General features: G+C 68.0%; 17 protein-coding genes. 11 read left to right on the forward strand and 6 right to left on the reverse strand.

All coding sequences use genetic code 11. The annotated features are described in order from the left end of the window. Positions 1–8: 8 nt before the first annotated feature. Positions 9–1,178, reverse strand: a complete 1,170-nt coding sequence (locus AB0J95_RS07240) for an FAD-dependent oxidoreductase (protein WP_364753669.1) — start codon at positions 1,176–1,178, stop codon at positions 9–11. Positions 1,179–1,253: 75 nt separating this feature from the next. Here AB0J95_RS07240 and AB0J95_RS07245 point away from each other — a divergent pair, with 75 nt between their 5' ends. Both AB0J95_RS07245 and AB0J95_RS07250 read left to right on the forward strand, forming a co-directional pair. Further along, positions 1,254–1,820, forward strand: coding sequence for a TetR/AcrR family transcriptional regulator (locus AB0J95_RS07245; RefSeq protein WP_364753672.1), 567 nt, complete (start codon positions 1,254–1,256; stop codon positions 1,818–1,820). A gap of 5 nt (positions 1,821–1,825) precedes the next feature. Further along, entirely contained in the window at positions 1,826–3,151 is a 1,326-nt protein-coding gene (locus tag AB0J95_RS07250; protein ID WP_364753675.1) for a pyridoxal-dependent decarboxylase, read from the forward strand. Here the strand turns inward: AB0J95_RS07250 and AB0J95_RS07255 are convergent. Continuing rightward, positions 3,129–3,887: an NAD(P)H-binding protein gene (locus tag AB0J95_RS07255; protein ID WP_364753677.1), complete on the reverse strand. Its 759-nt coding sequence runs from the start codon at positions 3,885–3,887 to the stop codon at positions 3,129–3,131. The two genes, AB0J95_RS07250 and AB0J95_RS07255, sit on opposite strands and share 23 nt — an antisense overlap. 140 nt (positions 3,888–4,027) lie before the next feature. Here AB0J95_RS07255 and AB0J95_RS07260 point away from each other — a divergent pair, with 140 nt between their 5' ends. After that, entirely contained in the window at positions 4,028–4,801 is a 774-nt protein-coding gene (locus AB0J95_RS07260; RefSeq protein ID WP_364753680.1) for a helix-turn-helix transcriptional regulator, read from the forward strand. Between the two features lie 104 nt (positions 4,802–4,905). On the opposite strand, the gene AB0J95_RS07265 is transcribed toward AB0J95_RS07260, so the two are convergent. Further along, complete coding sequence (locus tag AB0J95_RS07265) at positions 4,906–5,607, reverse strand: hypothetical protein (RefSeq protein ID WP_364753682.1); 702 nt, start codon at positions 5,605–5,607, stop codon at positions 4,906–4,908. Beyond that, on the reverse strand, positions 5,604–6,119 hold the full coding sequence (locus tag AB0J95_RS07270; protein WP_364753685.1) for a SigE family RNA polymerase sigma factor: 516 nt from the start codon (positions 6,117–6,119) through the stop codon (positions 5,604–5,606). The genes AB0J95_RS07265 and AB0J95_RS07270 overlap by 4 nt, the downstream gene beginning before the upstream one ends. Positions 6,120–6,243: 124 nt before the next feature. Here AB0J95_RS07270 and AB0J95_RS07275 point away from each other — a divergent pair, with 124 nt between their 5' ends. From AB0J95_RS07275 to AB0J95_RS07300, 6 genes are all read left to right on the forward strand, one after another. Continuing rightward, positions 6,244–7,134 carry a hypothetical protein gene (locus AB0J95_RS07275; protein WP_364753687.1) on the forward strand — a complete coding sequence of 297 codons (891 nt, stop codon included), beginning with the start codon at positions 6,244–6,246 and terminating at the stop codon, positions 7,132–7,134. Between the two features lies 1 nt (position 7,135). Beyond that, positions 7,136–8,320 carry a peptidoglycan-binding domain-containing protein gene (locus AB0J95_RS07280; RefSeq protein WP_364753690.1) on the forward strand — a complete coding sequence of 395 codons (1,185 nt, stop codon included), beginning with the start codon at positions 7,136–7,138 and terminating at the stop codon, positions 8,318–8,320. Beyond that, a complete protein-coding gene (locus AB0J95_RS07285; protein WP_364753693.1) occupies positions 8,317–9,018 on the forward strand; it encodes an ABC transporter ATP-binding protein in 702 nt (233 codons plus the stop codon). The genes AB0J95_RS07280 and AB0J95_RS07285 overlap by 4 nt, the downstream gene beginning before the upstream one ends. Beyond that, complete coding sequence (locus AB0J95_RS07290) at positions 9,015–10,232, forward strand: ABC transporter permease (protein WP_364753695.1); 1,218 nt, start codon at positions 9,015–9,017, stop codon at positions 10,230–10,232. Before AB0J95_RS07285 ends, AB0J95_RS07290 begins: the two co-directional genes overlap by 4 nt. Positions 10,233–10,379: 147 nt before the next feature. Next, positions 10,380–11,975, forward strand: a complete 1,596-nt coding sequence (locus AB0J95_RS07295) for an ATP-binding cassette domain-containing protein (protein ID WP_364753698.1) — start codon at positions 10,380–10,382, stop codon at positions 11,973–11,975. Next, entirely contained in the window at positions 11,972–13,390 is a 1,419-nt protein-coding gene (locus AB0J95_RS07300; RefSeq protein ID WP_364753700.1) for an aminotransferase class V-fold PLP-dependent enzyme, read from the forward strand. The genes AB0J95_RS07295 and AB0J95_RS07300 overlap by 4 nt, the downstream gene beginning before the upstream one ends. Before the next feature lie 66 nt (positions 13,391–13,456). On the opposite strand, the gene AB0J95_RS07305 is transcribed toward AB0J95_RS07300, so the two are convergent. Then, positions 13,457–15,001 (reverse strand): glycoside hydrolase family 28 protein, encoded by a 1,545-nt coding sequence (locus AB0J95_RS07305; protein WP_364754993.1) that lies wholly within the window; start codon positions 14,999–15,001, stop codon positions 13,457–13,459. 101 nt (positions 15,002–15,102) lie between these two features. Between AB0J95_RS07305 and AB0J95_RS07310 the strand changes: the two genes are divergently transcribed. Both AB0J95_RS07310 and AB0J95_RS07315 read left to right on the forward strand, forming a co-directional pair. Continuing rightward, complete coding sequence (locus AB0J95_RS07310; protein ID WP_364753703.1) at positions 15,103–15,864, forward strand: class I SAM-dependent methyltransferase; 762 nt, start codon at positions 15,103–15,105, stop codon at positions 15,862–15,864. A 62-nt stretch (positions 15,865–15,926) separates the two neighbouring features. After that, on the forward strand, positions 15,927–16,421 hold the full coding sequence (locus tag AB0J95_RS07315) for an ATP-binding protein (RefSeq protein WP_364753705.1): 495 nt from the start codon (positions 15,927–15,929) through the stop codon (positions 16,419–16,421). A 3-nt stretch (positions 16,422–16,424) separates the two neighbouring features. Here AB0J95_RS07315 and AB0J95_RS07320 read toward each other — a convergent pair whose 3' ends face one another. After that, positions 16,425–16,859, reverse strand: coding sequence for a MarR family winged helix-turn-helix transcriptional regulator (locus tag AB0J95_RS07320; protein WP_364753707.1), 435 nt, complete (start codon positions 16,857–16,859; stop codon positions 16,425–16,427). Between the last annotated feature and the right edge of the window lie 7 nt (positions 16,860–16,866).

The raw sequence follows: 16,866 nt of genomic DNA on the forward strand, positions 1-16,866 counted from the left end.
GCTCGGTATCAGTAGTCCTTGAGCGTGATCGCCGTGGCCGCGCGGTGGATCTTGTCCGCGATCCGGCCGGCCATCTTCTCCTTGCCCGGCAGCTTGGGCAGCATCCGCAGCACGGCCAGTTGGGCGCGGATCTGCCAGCGCTTGCCGATCACCATGCCGCGCACGTTCTCCGGGCCCAGCTTCTGGTTCGCCTCGGCGAAACCGCGCATCTGCTGCTCGTAGGCGGCAAACGCCTGCTCGTGGGTGTCGTTCGCGGCGATCTCACCGGCCAGCACGTACGCGCCGACCAGCGCCAGGCTGGTTCCCTGGCCCGAGGCGGGCGTCGCGCAGAACGCGGCATCACCGGTGAGCACGACCCGGCCCTTCGACCAGGTGTCCAGTTCGACCAGACTCAACGAGTCGAAGTAGAAGCCCTTGGCCTCGGGTGCGGCGGCCAGCAGGCGTTCGACCTCCCAGCCCGCGCCGGTGAACGCGTCGGCGAGGAGTTTTCGCTGCTGGGCGGCGTCACGGCGGTTGTAGTCGAGGGGCTCGGACGCGAACAGGAACATCGCCTTGGCGTTGGCGTCGCCACGGGTGCTGTACATCAGCGCGGTGCGGCCGGGTTCGACGTAGGTGCGTTCCTCGCGGTCCAGGCCCAGGTGGTTGGGCACGTCGAAGATCGAGACGTAGTAACCCAGTTCGCGCAGTCCGCCGTCGCCGAAGACGAGTTCCCTTGTGACCGACCGCAGACCGTCCGCGCCGATGACGATGTCGAACGTGTCCGTCCGGCCGCTTTCGAAGGTTACGCGGGTGTCGTTGATGTCCACAATGGAGTCACCGAAGACGAGCTCCGCCTTGGTCTTCCGGTACAGCAGCTGGGTCAGGTCGCCGCGGAGGACCTCGACGTCGTCGTGCGCCCGGCCGCCGAACAGGTCCGCGTCCATGGTCGCCACGGTCTTGCCGTCCTTGTCGACGAACGCCGCCTCCCGCACCTCGGTGCTCAGCCGGCGCACGTCCTCGAGTAAGCCCATCCGCCGGATGACATCGACCGCGGCGCCCCGGATGTCGACCTTGTAGCCGCCATCGCGGATCTCGGTCGCCCGTTCGACGACGGTGACCTGGTGGCCGTGCTCGGTGAGCCAGTACGCGGTGGTGAGCCCTGCGATACCGGCGCCGCTGATCAGGATCTTCTTTGTCATGGGAGCAACGGTAGGGCACTTTTATACGCTTGTCTAGGACGAAATGTCTTAGACGATCTGTGTTAGCCTCTGACCATGGGAAATAGGGAAGATCTGCTGGCCGGGGCGAAGCAGTGCCTGATCGAGAAGGGCTACCGCCGGACCAGCGCGCGGGACATCGCGACCGCCGCAGGCACCAGCCTGGCGGCCATCGGCTACCACTTCGGCGGCAAGGACAACCTGCTGAACCTCGCCCTGGTCGAGTCGGCCAAGGAATGGGGCGAGGAGATGGAACGGGCGCTCGCCGCCTCGCTGGACCCGGGGATGTCCGCGGTCGAACGGTTCGAGGAGACCTGGCGGCGGGTGATCGAGTCGTTCTCCACCCAGCGCGGCATGTGGCTGGCCCAGTTCCGGCTGCTCGCCGAGCTGCGGGAGCTGCCGGACCAGGGGGAGTTCCTGGTCACCGCGTTGCGGGAGGGGCGGCGGGAGCTGGCCGGCATCTTCCAGCCCTCGGCGGGGGACAGGCGTGTGGTCGGGTCGGTTTATCACGCGCTGTTGCTGGGTGTGATGGCTCAGTGGCTGATCGATCCTTCGGATGCGTTGTCCAGCGCGGATTTGGTGGCCGGGTTGCGTACGGTTTCGGGGTTGTTCGAGGGAGACTGATCGGCATGGACGTGTCCCGGTTGCTGGCTGAGGCCGCTGCTCGCGGTCAGCGGTATGTCTCTGGTGTCTCCTCGCGGCCGGTGGCCTCGACCGCTGACCTTTCGGCGTTCGATGAGGCGCTGCCGGAGATGTCGTGTGATCCGATGGAGACTTTGGCTCTGCTGGACGACTTCGGGTCGCCGGGGACGACTGCTTCGACTGGGCCGCGGTACTTCGGTTTCGTGACTGGTGGGACCTTGCCGGTCGCTCTGGCCAGCGGCTGGCTGGGGATGGCTTGGGACCAGAACTCCGCTTTGCCGGTGATGAGTCCCGTTGCGGCGAAGCTGCACTCGGTGGTTTCGGCGTGGCTGAGTTCCTTGCTGGGGTTGCCTGCGACGGCCTTGTTCGTGAGTGGGGCGTCGATGGCCAACACCGCCGCGTTGGCGGCTGCTCGGGATCGGCAGCTGGCTCGTGCTGGGTGGGATGTTCAGGCGGACGGGCTTTTCGGGGCGCCTCCGGTTTCCGTGGTCGTCGGGGAGGCTGCGCATTCCACTTTGCTCAAGGCCTTGGGGATGGTGGGGCTTGGGCGTTCCCGGGTGCATCGGGTTCCGGTGGACTCGCAGGGGCGCATGATCGCTTCCGCTCTGCCCGCGTTGTCGGGGCCGGTGATTGTGTGTGCTCAGGCGGGGGAGGTGAACACGGGGGCGTTCGATCCTTTTGAGGACATCGTTTCCTGGGGGCGGGAGCGGGATGCCTGGTTGCACGTCGATGGGGCTTTTGGGTTGTGGGCTCTTGCTGATCCCTCGCTTGGCGCTTCGACTTCGGGCTTGGATGGGTTTGACTCGTGGGCTACAGATGCGCACAAGTGGCTGAACGTCAGTTATGACAGCGGGATCGTGTTCGTGCGGGATCCCGCTGATCTCCGTCGTAGCTTTGCTGCCAGTGCTGGGTACTTGCCGCCGGACGACGCCTTCGAGGCCATGCATCACACACCTCAGTCATCCCAGCGCGCCCGGCAGATCGAGATTTGGGCCGTTTTGCGGACTCTCGGGCGTGCTGGGGTGGCAGATCTGGTGTCGCGGTCCTGCCGGTTTGCCCGGGACATCGCCGATGGGGTGCGGGGGCGGTTGGAGGTGCTCAACGATGTTGTGCTGAACCAGGTTCTCGTTGCCGCTGGTTCGGACTCGGCGACGGCTCGGTTGATTGCCGATGTTCAGGCTGATGGGACTTGTTGGTGTGGGCCGTCTGTGTGGCGGGGGCGTCGGGTCATGCGGATCAGTGTCTCGGGCTGGAATACGACTGAGTCCGATGTGGACAAGACCGTGGCGGCTATCCTTCGTTGCGCGGGGTGAAGTCTTCGGCGTGGTCTTTGGCCCAGTCGGCGAATGTTCGGGCGCGGCCGGTGATTTCGGTGACGGTGTTGGTTGTTTCGTGGGGGTGGTCGATGAGTGCCGTGAGCCGGTTCACTACCGCGTCGACCACCTCTGGGGGTCCTATGTGGAGGGAGTTGCGGAAGTCGTTGATGGACTGCGGCTCGAAGACGATGGGGCGGCCGGTTGCTTTGGCGATCAGTTCGGCTTGCTGTCGTTCGGTGAGGGACTCGGGTCCTGTGAGTGTGTGGATTGCCTTCTCGTGGCCGGGTTCTGTCAGGGCGTGCAACGCGACTGCGGCGATGTCGGCCTCGTGGATCAACGCCGAGTGTGAGTCTCCGAACGGGCTGCGGACCACGCCTTCGGTGCGGATCGATTCTGCCCACCTGAGGCGGTTGGTGGCGAAACCGCCTGGGCGTAGGAAGGTCCACGGGATGTCGGACTCGGCCACGGTTTGTTCGGCTTCGGCGTGGAGTCTTTGGATGGCGTCGTTGTTGTTGGTGGCTCCTAGGGCGGACAGCAGGACTACGTGCTTCAGGGTTGGGATGGAGAGGTATCGCTCGGGGGTTGTGGCGTAGAGGAAGGCTTTGTGGATTCCGTTGAGATCCGTTGCTGGGTCTGTGGTTGAGGTCGTGCGTACCTCGTGTCCCGCTGCCTGCAGTTGCTGGATGAGACTGCGGGCGACTCTTCCTCGGGCTCCGGTTACCAAGATCGTCATGGTTTTAGTTTGGTAGGGGTGGAGGTGGGTGGGGTAGGACTGGTTGTACCACCCTGTTTGGGTTTGGCTGGGTGGAACACGAGGCCGGGGTCTGGCGCGCTTGCGCGCGTGGTCCTTGGTTCTTCCGGAACAATGGGGGCATGGATCGGGTGGCGTTGGGGGAGTTCTTGCGGAGCCGGCGGGCGCGGGTGGGGCCTGCGGAGGTTGGGTTGGTTGGGGGTGGGAGGCGGCAGACGCCGGGGTTGCGGCGGGAGGAGGTGGCGTTGTTGGCGGGGATTTCCGTTGACTACTACGTGCGGTTGGAGCAGGGGCGAGGGCCTCAGCCGTCCGATCAGGTGGTGGGGGCGTTGGCGGATGCGTTGCGGTTGACGGGGGAGGAGCGCGATTACCTGTTGCGGTTGGTGCATCCGGGGCGGATTGAGCGCACCGGAGAGGTGCCGGGCAGTGTGTTGCGGTTGCTTGGGCGGCTTGGGGATGTTCCCGCGATGGTGATTGACGGGTGCTATGACGTGGTGGCTGTGAACGGAGTGATGACAGCGTTGGTGGGGGAGGGGAGGGCGCCGCGGAATATGTTGCGGTGGTTGTTCGACGAGTCCGACTTCCGGGATGGGCACAAGCGGGAGTTGGCTCGGCGGTGTGTCGCGGATCTGCGGGCGGGTGGGCGGTATCCGCGGGATGTGGGGGTGAAGCGGTTGGTGGACGGGTTGATGGCGGACAGTCCGGAGTTCGCGCGGGTGTGGGCGGCGGGGGATGTGGGGGTGCAGCGAAGCCTGACTAAACGGACAGTTCACCCGGTGGTGGGTGAACTGGAGCTGGACTGCGAGATCCTGGATGTGCCCGGAACCGACCACCGCGTGATCCTGTACACCGCCGAGCCAGGCACTCCGACGCATGAGGCGTTGCGCAGGCTGTGAAACTCGCCGACAGCCGTACCCTCAGCTAGTCACCGCCCGGTTGCCGGACGCGACGACCCACCTCGTGCCCGCGCTCGGCAAGCTGGACAAGGTCTTCCAGCAGCTCAGTTGAGCCGCCGTCCGTTCGCGTCGTAGGCCACCGGTTTGCTCAGCAGCTCCTGGTCCGGCACGGCCTCCCGCGGCCACCAGAACACCACGACGGAGGGGTTCTCGCTCCACCGCGCGAGCCGGGCACGGTAGGTCTTGCCGAGCACCTTGGTCTCGATCCGGGCCGCCGGCCCCACGAAGTACCCGAACACCGGCAGGAACGTGCCCGTCTCCGAGCCGCCGCCCATGATCGGGTGGAATCCCGGCGCGTCGCCCGCTCGCTGGGTCTCGTTGTTGAGCACCCCGGAGCGGGGACCGGAGGCGGTCATGTGCGCTGCCACCAGCCCGAACGGCACATTGGGCACGTCGGTCCGCACGAAGTAGAGGATCACCTCGCCCTGCGCGTCCTTGATCCCGGTGTACACGACGTCGCCCAGCGGCGGCCGTGGCGGAGGTGTGTACGGAGCGGTCGACGACGGCGGTGGGGCGGTCGTCAGGGTGTCGGCCGGAGGGGCCGGAGCCGGGCCGCCGAGCTGCGGGATCACGGCCACGCCGACCAGCACGGCCGCCGTGGCCAGCATCGCGCCGCCGCCGACCAGCACCCGGCGGCGCCGCCGGATCCGCGTGCCGGTGGCCATGATCTTGGTGACGTCCAGCTCGCCGAACTGCTCGTCCGGCGGCGCCTGCAACGCGCGGCGCAGCGCCTCGAGGTCCGTCATGCCGTTCCCTCCCCAGCGACCATGGATGTCTGTCCCGGCTGGACGGTGACCCGCAGCTTGGCCAGTGCCCGTGAGTTCGCGCGCTTCACTGTGCCGACCGTCACCCGCAGCTCCCGCGCGACCTCGGCCTCGGACAGGTCGAAGAAGTGCCGCATGACCACGATCGTGCGTTCCCGCGCGCCCAGCGAGTCCAGCGCGCGCAGCAGCCACTGCCGCTGGATCACCTCGTGTGCCACGTCGCCTCGCACCGGCCGCTCCGGCACGTGGTCGGTCGCGTGCTCGCGGATGGGTCTGCGCCAGGCGTCGATGACGTGGTTCGCCAGCACCTTGCGGGTGTACGCGTAGGCGTCGTCGCGCTGGACGCGTGACCACGCTGCGTAAGTGCGCGCGAGGGCGGTCTGCACCGCGTCCTCGGCCTGGTGGCGGTCGCCGGTCATCAGGAAGGCGGCGTGCAGCAGCCGCGTCGAGTACGCCTGCACGAACTCGACGAACTGCTCGTCAGCTGCGGCCATGCGTGCCCTTGCCAGTCATCACGCCCCTCTACTACGGGCGAGTGTGCCAAAAGGTTGACAACCCCGCCGGTCAACTTTCGCGCGATGCCGCTCGTAACCCTCTGCACACGAGAAGGGATCTTGCATGCGTGTTTTGAGTGGATTGGCCGTCGTGCTCGCGTTGGCCGCGGGGTGCTCCAGCAACGCGCCCGAGCAGCAGCCGCAGCAGCAGCCGTCCGGCAGCGCCGCCGCGGCCCAGGCGCAGACCAAGGACGAGCAGGACCAGGCCAAGGTGCAGAACCTGACCGCGGACTGCATGAAGGCCCAGGGCTTCACCTATATCCCGCGCCCGGTCACCCACATCGACGCCAACCGGTCGACCGCTGGCGTCGGGGACCCGTCCCAGGCGCCCTACGAGGACCTCAAGAAGTACCGCGAGAAGTACGGATACGGTGTGTACGGCCGGGACGTGTTCCCGGACGACCCGGCGGTCGGCAACACCCCCATCCCGCCCGACCCCAACGAACCGATCCGCAACGGCCTGGACCCGGCCCGCCGCGACGCCTACGACAAGGCGCTGAACGGTGACGTCCAGTCGCTCAAGGCCAACGCGGGCAAGAAGCCGACCGGCCCCGTCGACCTGGGCTGCGTGGGCAAAGCCGCCGAGCAGGTCTACCCCCCGCGGCCCGAGCAGAAGCCGGACCCGGCCAAGGAGGCCGAGTACCAGAAGGTCAAGCAGAAGTTCGACACCGACCCGCAACTGCTGTCGGCCGCCGCCGCTTACGGGTCCTGCCTGCGCCAGAAGGGTTTCCAGGTGCCGTCGACCAAACCCGGGGTGGTCGAGTCGACCGTTCAGCAGGCGATCCTCAAGGAACGCACCGACCTGGGCGACAAGATCGACCCCGCCCGCGCCCAGCAGGGCCTGCAGGACGAGATCCGCAAGTCGCTGGACGACCTGGAGTGCGGCAAGGACTACCTGAAGGTGGAAAAGCCGTTGATGGCCGCGCTGCTGGCCGCGCCAGGGGGCAACGGCTGACATGCCAGGACCCTTCGCGGCCAACCCGAAACGGGTGATCCTGCTGGTCGCCGGTATCGCGGTGGTGGCCGGGGCGGGTGGCTGGTTCGTGGGCAGCCACGTCCAGTCGCCCGCCGACGCGGCCGCCGCACACCAGCCACCGCCTGCGTCGCTGGTGACCGCGCCGGTTGAGCGCAAGACGTTGAAAAGCACGGTGGTGGCACAGGGAACGGTCGCCTATGGAGCGCCGTCCCCCTTGCAGCTCACCGGAACCGTCGGCGGGGTGGAAGGAACCCAGCTGATCACCAAGGCGCCTGCCGCGGGCACCACCCTCAAACAGGGCGACGTGGCCCTGGAGGTGAGCGGCCGGCCGGTGTTCGTGCTGACCGGCGCCGTGCCGATGTACCGGACGCTCGCCTTGAACGCCAAGGGCGATGACGTCAAGCAACTGCAGAAGGCGTTGAAGGCACTGGGACACAGCTCGCCGGTGAACGGGACCTTCGACGCGGCTACGGCGACCGCGGTGAAACGCTTGTACACCAAGGCAGGCTACGATCCGGTCACCGCGCCCAACGATCCCGCGCAGGTCAGCGTGCCGTCCGGGGAGGTGTTGTTCCTGCCCCAGCTGCCAGTGCGGCTGGACACCGTGTCCGCCAAGGCGGGCGCCCCGGCGACCGGCCAGATCGGCACAGTCACCGACTCGACGGTCGTCGTACAGAGCTCGCTGCCCAACCAGGACGCCCAGTTGCTCCACACTGGACTCACAGCCTCACTTCAGCTGCCCGACGGGAACGCGTTGCCGGGCAAGCTGGACGCGATGGGCCGGGACGCTGCTGTCCAAACGCAACAGTCGCCACCGGCCAGCGGACAAGCGCCGGCCAAGCCGGACGACTCCTCGTCCTCCGGGCCGCCGTCGACGCCACTGCGGTTCGTGGCCAACGATCCCGCCGCGCTGGCGCCCTTTTCCGGGCAGGCGATCAAGGTGACCGTCGAAGTCGGGGCGACCGACGGGGATGTGCTCACTGTGCCGGTCGCGGCGGTCGTGACGAACTCCGATGGCCGGGCCCGGGTCCACGTCGAGTCCGCACCCGGCCAGACCCGGGATGTGCAGGTCAAACTTGGCCTGACGGCTCAGGGTTCGGTGCAGGTGACACCCGAGGAGGGCTCGCTCAACGCAGGCGACCGAGTGGTGGTGGGCACGTCATGACCCCAGTCATCGAGCTGACCGAGATCGAGCGGACCTTCGACGCCGACCCACCCGTGCGCGCCTTGAAGAACGTGCGGCTGCGGGTCGAGAAAGGGGAGTACCTCTCGATTGTGGGCCCGTCCGGGTCCGGCAAGTCCACCCTGCTCACCACGCTCGGCCTGCTCGACCGGCCGGACAAGGGCAGCTACCGGCTGGACGGCATCGAGACCACCGAGCTCGACGACGCCCGCCGGACGGCGTTGCGGGGCAACCGGATCGGGTTCGTGTTCCAGGCGTTCCACCTGCTGGCGCACCGAAGCGCCGTCGACAACGTCGGCCTTGCCGAGCTGTACCAGAAAGGTGAGCGCCGCAGCCGCACCCAGCGCGCGGAGGCGGCCTTGCAGCGGGTCGGGCTGGGGCACCGGACGCTGTTCCGGCCGGACCGGTTGTCCGGCGGGGAACGTCAGCGTGTCGCGATCGCGCGGGCGTTGCTGGGCGAGCCGTCGCTGCTGTTGTGTGACGAGCCGACCGGAAACCTGGACAAGGCTAACACCAACGCGGTCCTGGACCTGTTCGACGAGCTGCGCGCCCAGGGCGTGACGCTCGTGGTGATCACACACGACGAAGAGGTGAGCATGCGGGCCGACCGGCGGGTCCGGATCGACGACGGTGTGCTATCCGACGGCAGTACTTCGTTCCAGGGCAGCGTTCTCAGGTGAAACCGACGATGGGCTGGCGGGATCTCGCCAGCGAGGCGTTGGCGGGGATCGCCGCGCGGCCGTTGCGTTCGGCTTTGACCGTGCTGGGGACGGTGCTGGGCATCACGACGCTGGTGATCACGCTCGGCGTCGCCGCGACCGCGGGCAACCAGATCGCCGGGCGGTTCGACGAGGCCAGCGCCACCGAGGTCACCGTCGCCATCCCGGACCAGCGAGACCCTTCAGCGCCGCCGTACGTCACGTGGGCCGCCCTGCCCGATCTGACCAGGTTGAACGGCGTCGAGTCGGCCGCCGCCGTCGCCCGGCCTACGCGGACGAGCAGCGCACAGGTCCGGGCCAACGACCTGAAGGACCCGACCGCCGTCACCGACCGGACGCTGCCCGCGGTGGCGGCGACTTCAGGCCTGCTCAAGGTGCTTGATGCGTCGATCAAACAGGGCCGGTTCTTCGACGACGGCCATGTCGCCCGGCACGACCGGGTCGCGGTCCTGGGTGAGTCCGCGGCGAAACTCGTTGGCATCACCCGGATCGACGACGCGCCCACGGTGTTCGTCAACAACGAGCCGTTCACCGTGATCGGCATCATCGACAACATCGGCCGCGCGTCCGAGCTGGGCATGGCCAGCGCCGTGATCCTGCCGTACACCAGCGCGAACGACCGCCTGCGCACCGGCAACCCAACCGAGGTACTGATCCACACCGCCCTCGGCGCGGCCCAGCTGGTCGCCGGTCAGGCGCCGCTTGCCTTGAGCCCCAACGACCACGCCCAGCTGCGGGTGCTCGCCCCGCCGGATCCGGCGTCCCTGCGCGGCGGGGTCGAGCATGACGTCAACGGCCTGTTCCTGGTGCTGGGCCTGGTATCGCTGGTGGTCGGGGCGATCGGGATCGCGAACGTCACGTTGGTGACCGTGCTGGAACGGACCGGTGAGATCGGGCTGCGCCGCGCGCTGGGCGCGGCCCGGCGGCACATCGCGGCCCAGTTCCTGGTCGAGTCCAGCGCGATCGGCCTGCTCGGCGGCATTCTCGGTGCCAGCGCCGGGATGATCACCGTCGTCGTGGTGTCGGTCAGTCGCGAGTGGACACCCGTGCTGGATCTCCGGCTGGCCGCCGGGGCGCCGGTCGCCGGCGCGATCGTCGGCCTGCTGGCAGGCGTTTACCCGGCGTTGCGCGCAGCCCGGATGCAACCGGTCGACGCCCTGCGCGCGGGCACCTGAGGATCTCATGGCATGGTAACGGAAGTGACGCTTTGGTGACGCCCAATTGGCTTGGTTGAGCCACATTTATCGCCAGATCGGGCTACAACTCGCCAACATTTCTTCGGTTCCGGGCGAACTACATGATCGCGCTCTCATCATGGGGAGGTGACTGCCAGCGGGGAACTGCGTGTGGAATCCAGTGCGGCGTCCTGGGTCGCGGGCAAGGGCGAGACGATCCTGCAGCCGGTGACCCTGGACATCGCGGCCGGCCAACTGGTCGCCATCATCGGCCCGAGCGGAGCGGGAAAGACCACGCTGCTCGAGGTGCTGGCCGGGGTGCGCGCGCCGAGCGCGGGCCAGGTCCGGCACAACGCCACCGGCGTCGGATACGTGCCGCAGCAGGACATCGTGCACTCACAGCTGCCGTTGGAGAGCGCGCTGACGTACGCGGCGTTACTGCGTTCGGACGCAAGCCCTGGCAAGGTCTCGTCGCTTGTCGCCGAAGTGCTTGACGTGCTTGGGCTCACGCATCTGCGCACGCAACGCGTGGCCACGCTCAGCGGCGGCGAACGCAAGCGCGCGAGCGTCGCCGTTGAACTGCTGGGCCATCCGGCGGTGTTGTTCCTGGACGAACCCACCAGCGGTCTCGACCCGGTGACCGCGCGTGATGTCATGCGGCACCTCAAGGCCATTGCGGCGCGGGGCAGCACAGTCGTGTTCACGACGCACAATCCCGGGGACATCTCGTTCAGCGACGAGGTGCTCGCGGTCGCCTTCGGTGGCCAGTTGGCCTTCGCCGGACCTCCTTTGCAGGCGCGGGAACACTTCCAGGCGGCCAGCTACGAGGAGATCTACGACCGGCTCGCCGAGGGCGTTTCGCCGTGGCCGCAGACGAACCGCGTCATGGAGTCCGTCGCCCGCCCGGTGGTGGCTCCGTCGGTCGGGGCCTGGCGGCAGTGGTGGTTGCTCACGCGCCGCAACGCCGAATTGTTGGTGCGCAACAAGCTCACGCTCGCGATCCTGGCCGGGTCGCCGGTGGTGATCGCGCTGATGTTCCTGATGCTGTTCCAGCCGGGCGCGTTCGACTTCGCGCACCCGAGCCCGAGCACCACGGTGATGATCCTGTTCTGGATCGCGTTCGGCGGGTTCTTCTTCGGGCTCACCTATGGTCTGTCGCAGATCGCCGACGAGTTCGCCATTCTCCGGACCGAACGCCGGGCCGGGCTTCGGTTGTTGCCGTACGTCCTGTCCAAAGTGGCGTCTCTGCTGCCGTTGCTGCTCGTCGTTGATGCTCTGTTGCTGGGCTTGCTCAGTGCGACGGATCGGTTGCCGTCCGCCGACACCGGGGCGATGTTCCTGACGCTCGCGCTGACCTCGTTGTGTGCCTTGACTTTGGGGTTGTTGTCGGCGGCCGTGGTGAACAACCCGTCGCAGGCGGCGTTGATGCTGCCGATGCTCTGCTTCCCGCAGGTGTTGTTCGTGGGCGCGTTCCTGCCGGTGCCGGTGATGGCCGAGGTCGGGCGGTGGCTGAGCTACGCCATGACCAACCGGTGGGCTTTCGAAGCCCTGGGCAACATCGCCGGGCTGCCGAACCTGTGGCAGAACGGCGGATCCCCGCTCGGCCCGCCGCTGCTGGCGTCCTATGGGGACAGTTTCGCGACCGCGCCCTGGGTGGACTGGGTGATCCTGGCCGCGTTCGCCGTCGCGTCCAGCGTCGGCACGGTCGCTGTGCTGCGGCGCAAGGTGGGTGTGCGGCGATGACCATCACCGGCGAGTCTTTCCTGGCCCGCTACCCGGATTACGCGGTGACGCACGTGCTGGATGAGTTGCGCTCGACCGAGTACGGCTATCTGGACGAGCACGATCACATCTACCTGGACTACACCGGTTCCGGGCTCGCGGCCCGGAGTCAGCTGCGGGCGCACCAGGACCGGTTGAGCGGCAAGCTGTTCGGCAACCCGCACTCGGTCAACCCGACCTCGCTGGCGGCCACCGAACTGGTCGAGAGCGCCCGCCACCGAGTCCTGCGGCACCTGAACGCCTCGCCGGACGACTACGTGGTCATCTTCACCGCGAACGCCACCGCCGCCGCGCGTCTGGTCGGTGAGGCGTATCCGTTCTCCCGCACCAACCGTCTGGTGCTGACGTTCGACAACCACAACTCCATCAACGGGATCCGCGAGTTCGCCAAGCAACGGCACGCCCGCACGACATATGTGCCGATGGTGCCGCCGGACCTGCGCGTCCCCACCGCCCGTATCCACCAGGCGCTGTCCCGCGGCCGTGGCCTGTTCGCGTATCCCGCGCAGAGCAACTTCACCGGTGTCCAGCATCCCCTCGACTGGGTCGCTCTGGCTCAACGGCAGGGTTATGACGTGCTGCTCGACGCGGCCGCGTACCTCCCGACGAACCTGCTGGACCTGAGCGCGGTCCGGCCGGAGTTCGTGATCATCAGCTGGTACAAGCTGTTCGGTTACCCCACGGGCGTCGGTGCCCTCGTCGCCCGGCGGGATGCGTTGGCGCGCCTGCATCGCCCGTGGTTCTCCGGCGGCACGATCCAGGCCGTGAGCGTCCAGGCCGACTGGCACACGATGGCCCCGGCCGAGGCCGCGTTCGAGGACGGCACGGTGAACTTCCTGGCCATCCCGGACATCGAGGTGGGCCTGAACTGGCTCGCGGGCATCGGCGTGCCGCTGATCGGCCAACGCGTGCGCTGCCTGACCGGCTGGTTCCTCGACCGGATCGCGGAACTCAGGCACAGCAACGGCGAACCCATGATCCGCCGCTACGGCCCCTCGACGACCGAAGCCCGCGGCGGCACCGTGACTTTCAACTTCCTCACGCCCACCGGCGACATCGTCGACGAACGCCTGATCGCCGCCGAATCCACCGACGCCAACATCTCCCTGCGCACCGGCTGCTTCTGCAACCCCGGCGCCGGCGAGAACGCCTTCGACCTGCACAAGGAGCGCCTGCGCGGCCTCCGCAGGCTCCGATCCTCCACTTTGGACGACTACCTGCGCCTCATCGGCCTGCCCACCGCCGGTGCCGTCCGCGTCTCCTTCGGCCTGGCCTCCACCCTCCAGGACCTCGACCGCTTCCTGTCCTTCGCCGAACACACCTACCGCGACCGAACCCCAGACACCTCAGGGTTCCCGCCGCGGGAGCAGTGCTAGGTCTTTCCGGTGATGCGCAGGGCCCGGCCGGGATACGAAGCGAATATCCCGGCCGGGCCCCGGGGATCACAGCTCCTTGTGGTCCACGTGGTCCAGGTAGGTATCGGCCACGGGACGGCTTGTGGTCACCGCGAAGTCGTTCACCGCGTCGAGCCAGAAGGTCGGGGTACCAGCGGCTTTGTCGGCGCGGCAGTGGTGGACGTCGAGGTCCGTCACGTCGCGCACGACGAAGGCCGGGCGGGTGTCCTGCTGCTCGTACTTGACCTGAACGTTGTCCAGCGTGATGCCCTTGGCGTGCCTGATGAACAAGCCGTAGGCAGGCAACGTGCCGAACATCGACGGCTCTGGGTAGGCGTTCTCCAGCTCCGGTGGGTTGATCGGGGCGTCGTTCGGGGTCAGGCCGCCGGCCATGTGGTGGCGGACGTTGCTGATCCGGATGTCCTCGATGGTGTGGCCGGGAATACCGGAGATGCAGGACGGGTACTTGGGATCGGCGTTGTACGCCATGACATTGCTGATGTTCACCCGCCGCAGCTGGCCGACCGGGATCCCGGCCGGACCGCGCATCCGCGCTCCCAGCCGCAGGAACAACGGCATCTGCACGTGCCGCATGGTGAGGTTGCTGATGGTCACGTCCTCCAGCAGGCCGCCGTCCACCGACTCCAGCGCCAGGCCCCGGCAGTACTCGAAGATCACGTTGGAGATGGCGATGTTGCGGAACCCGCCGTTGGCCTCGGTGCCGAACTTGACCCGCCCGGTCCGGCTGTACGGGCCGGTCTTGAACGTGCCGTCGATCAGCGTCCCGAGGTCGTAGCCGCTGACGAAGCAGTTGTCGATGGTGACGTTCTCGGTGTCCCGCACCTGGTTGAGCGCGTACGAGCTCTTCAGCACGATGGCGTCGTCGTTGGGGGAGTTGACCGTCGTGTTGGCGATCCGCACGTTCTTGCAGCAGTCGATGTTGATGCCGTCCCGGTTGGTGTCGATCACGACACCCTCGATCCGGAAGTTGTCCACGCCCGTCGGCAGGATCCCGAAGTGGCCGCCGTTGACGATGGTGACGCCCTGGATGTAGACGTTCCGGCACAGCTTCAGCGAGATCGCCTTGTTGCCCTGCAACGGTTCCGATTCGCGGCTGCCGCCGCTGACCAGGCCCTTGCCGTCGATCTTGCCGGGTCCGTGGATCGTGATGTTCTGCAGCCCCTCGCCCCAGATCAGACTGTTGTGCCAGTGGCTGTGGCCGTAGTCCTGGTACGGGTTGCCCGCACCGGGTTCGGCCAGGTCGAAGCCCTTGCCGTTGGCCGGGGTGGCCGCGAGGATCGTCGCGTTCGCGGCGAGGTACAGCGCGATGTTGCTCTTGAGCCGGATCGAGTAGCTCGCGTACGTCCCGGCCGGGAAGTAGACCGTGCCGCCGTTCTGCGCGGCGGTGTCGATCGCCCGGTTGATCGCGTCCGAGTCGATCGTGGTGCCGTCGCCTCTCGCACCGAACCTGGTCACGTCGAACACGCGACCGTAGGTGACGACGGGGTCGGCGAGGGCTGTCTGGGCGCCGCCGACGAACGGCAACGCGACCCCAGCGGTGAACATGCTCCGGCGAGTTAACCTGCCCACGATGTCTCCTTGGTTGACAACGTTTCGCTGGCACTTCGCGGCGGATCAAGGATTACCTTTTCGCCGCCGGGCGCCCGCGTCAAGGCCCGCGTAGCCTCAGCGGCGTGGCACACGACGTTTGGGCAGCTGGGGATGCGTACCAGCGGTATGTCGGGCGGTGGAGCCGTCCGGTCGCCGAGGCGTTCGTCCGCTGGCTGGACCTGCCCGCCGGCGGCCGTTGGCTCGACGTGGGCTGCGGGACCGGCGTGCTGACCGCGGCCGTTCCCGCCGGTGAGGTGGTCGGTGTCGACCCGTCCGGCCCGTTCCTGGAGGTGGCCTCCGCCGCCGTTCCCGGCGCCGAGTTCCATCAGGCAGACGCCCGTGAGCTGCCGTTTCCCGACCGTAGCTTCGACGTGGTGGTCAGCGGTCTCGCGCTGAACTTCGTGCCGGAACCCGAGCGGGCGGTGGCCGAGTTCGCGCGGGTCGGCTCGACGGTCGCCGCCTACGTCTGGGACTACGCCGAGGGCATGGCGATGATGCGGCACTTCTGGGACGCCGCCGCGGATCTCGACCCGGCCGCGGCCGAACTGGACGAGGGCCGCCGGTTCCCGGTCTGCGCACCCCAGCCGTTGAGTCGGCTGTGGACGGACGCGGGCCTGCGCCAGGTCGAAGTGCGCGATATCACCGTACAGACCGTGTTCAGCGACTTCGACGACTACTGGACGCCGTTCCTCGGCGGCACCGGCCCGGCCCCCGGCTATGCGATGTCCCTGGACGAGAGCCACCGCGCCGAGCTGCGGGAGGAGTTGCGGTCCCGGCTGGTGGCCGGCCCGGACGGGCGGATCTCGCTGCCCGCACGGGCATGGGCCGTACGAGGGTTGCATTAAGTGCGTCCGGTTGGGGTACCCCGGGGCCGTGATGGTCACTATCCCCTGGAGGCCGCAGCGGCATGCTGGATTCGAACACGTTCCTGACGACTAGACAGCCGCTGCGCGACTGGGGGCGTGGGCTGCCCCGTCACGCCGCTGCCGCGCTGGCGGGCGCAGACCTTGGTCAGCCCACTGTGTACGTGACCATGGAGCCGGCACCTGGGGTGCTCGGACCGCTTCGGTCGCAGCTGACCCGCTGGTCGGCCGACGTCGGGCTGAGTCCCGACCAGACGGACGACATCGTGCTGGCGGTCGACGAGGCGATGTCCAACGCGATCGAGCACGCGTTCGAACCGCCGGCCGAGGCCGGCACCGTGACGCTGTTCGCCGGTTACGACGCACGCCGGCGCACGGTGTGCATCATCGTCGCGGACAACGGCACCTGGCAGAAACCGCCCGCGGACCCGGGGACCCGCGGTCGCGGCCTGTACCTGATGAACGTCCTCGCGGGCACGTTCGACCTGCACCACGACCGGCGGGGGACGACGGTCCTGATGAAGTGGCCGCTGGGCTGACGTTCACTCCTCGTCTTCGGCCAGCACGATCCGCCGGAGCAGGTCGATCAGCACCTCACGCTCCGGTTCGGTGAGCGCGCCCAGGTACTCGTCCTGCGCGCGGACGGCCACGCCGACCAGGTCCTCGAACACCTGCCGCCCGGCCGGCGTCAGCAGCACGTGCTGGCGCCGCCGGTCGTCCGGGTCGCGCTCCCGGCAGACCAGGCCCAGGTGCTCGACCACGTCGAGGTAGCCCACGAGATGACTGCGGTTGAGACCGAGGCGGTCGGCCACCTCGTGCTGGACAAGTGGGCCGAAATCGGCCAGCGCGGCGAGCACCGCGAAGTGCGGCGGACGCAGGCCGCGATCGGAAAGTGCCTGGTCAAGGTGCTGGCGGCCGATCTTGGAGACGTGACCGGCGAGATAGGACGGCAGCGCGAGCAGGGTGGGTGGCCGCATGCCGGGA

This window comes from Actinocrispum sp. NPDC049592, from assembly GCF_040675465.1.
Taxonomy (GTDB): Bacteria; Actinomycetota; Actinomycetes; order Mycobacteriales; family Pseudonocardiaceae; genus Kibdelosporangium.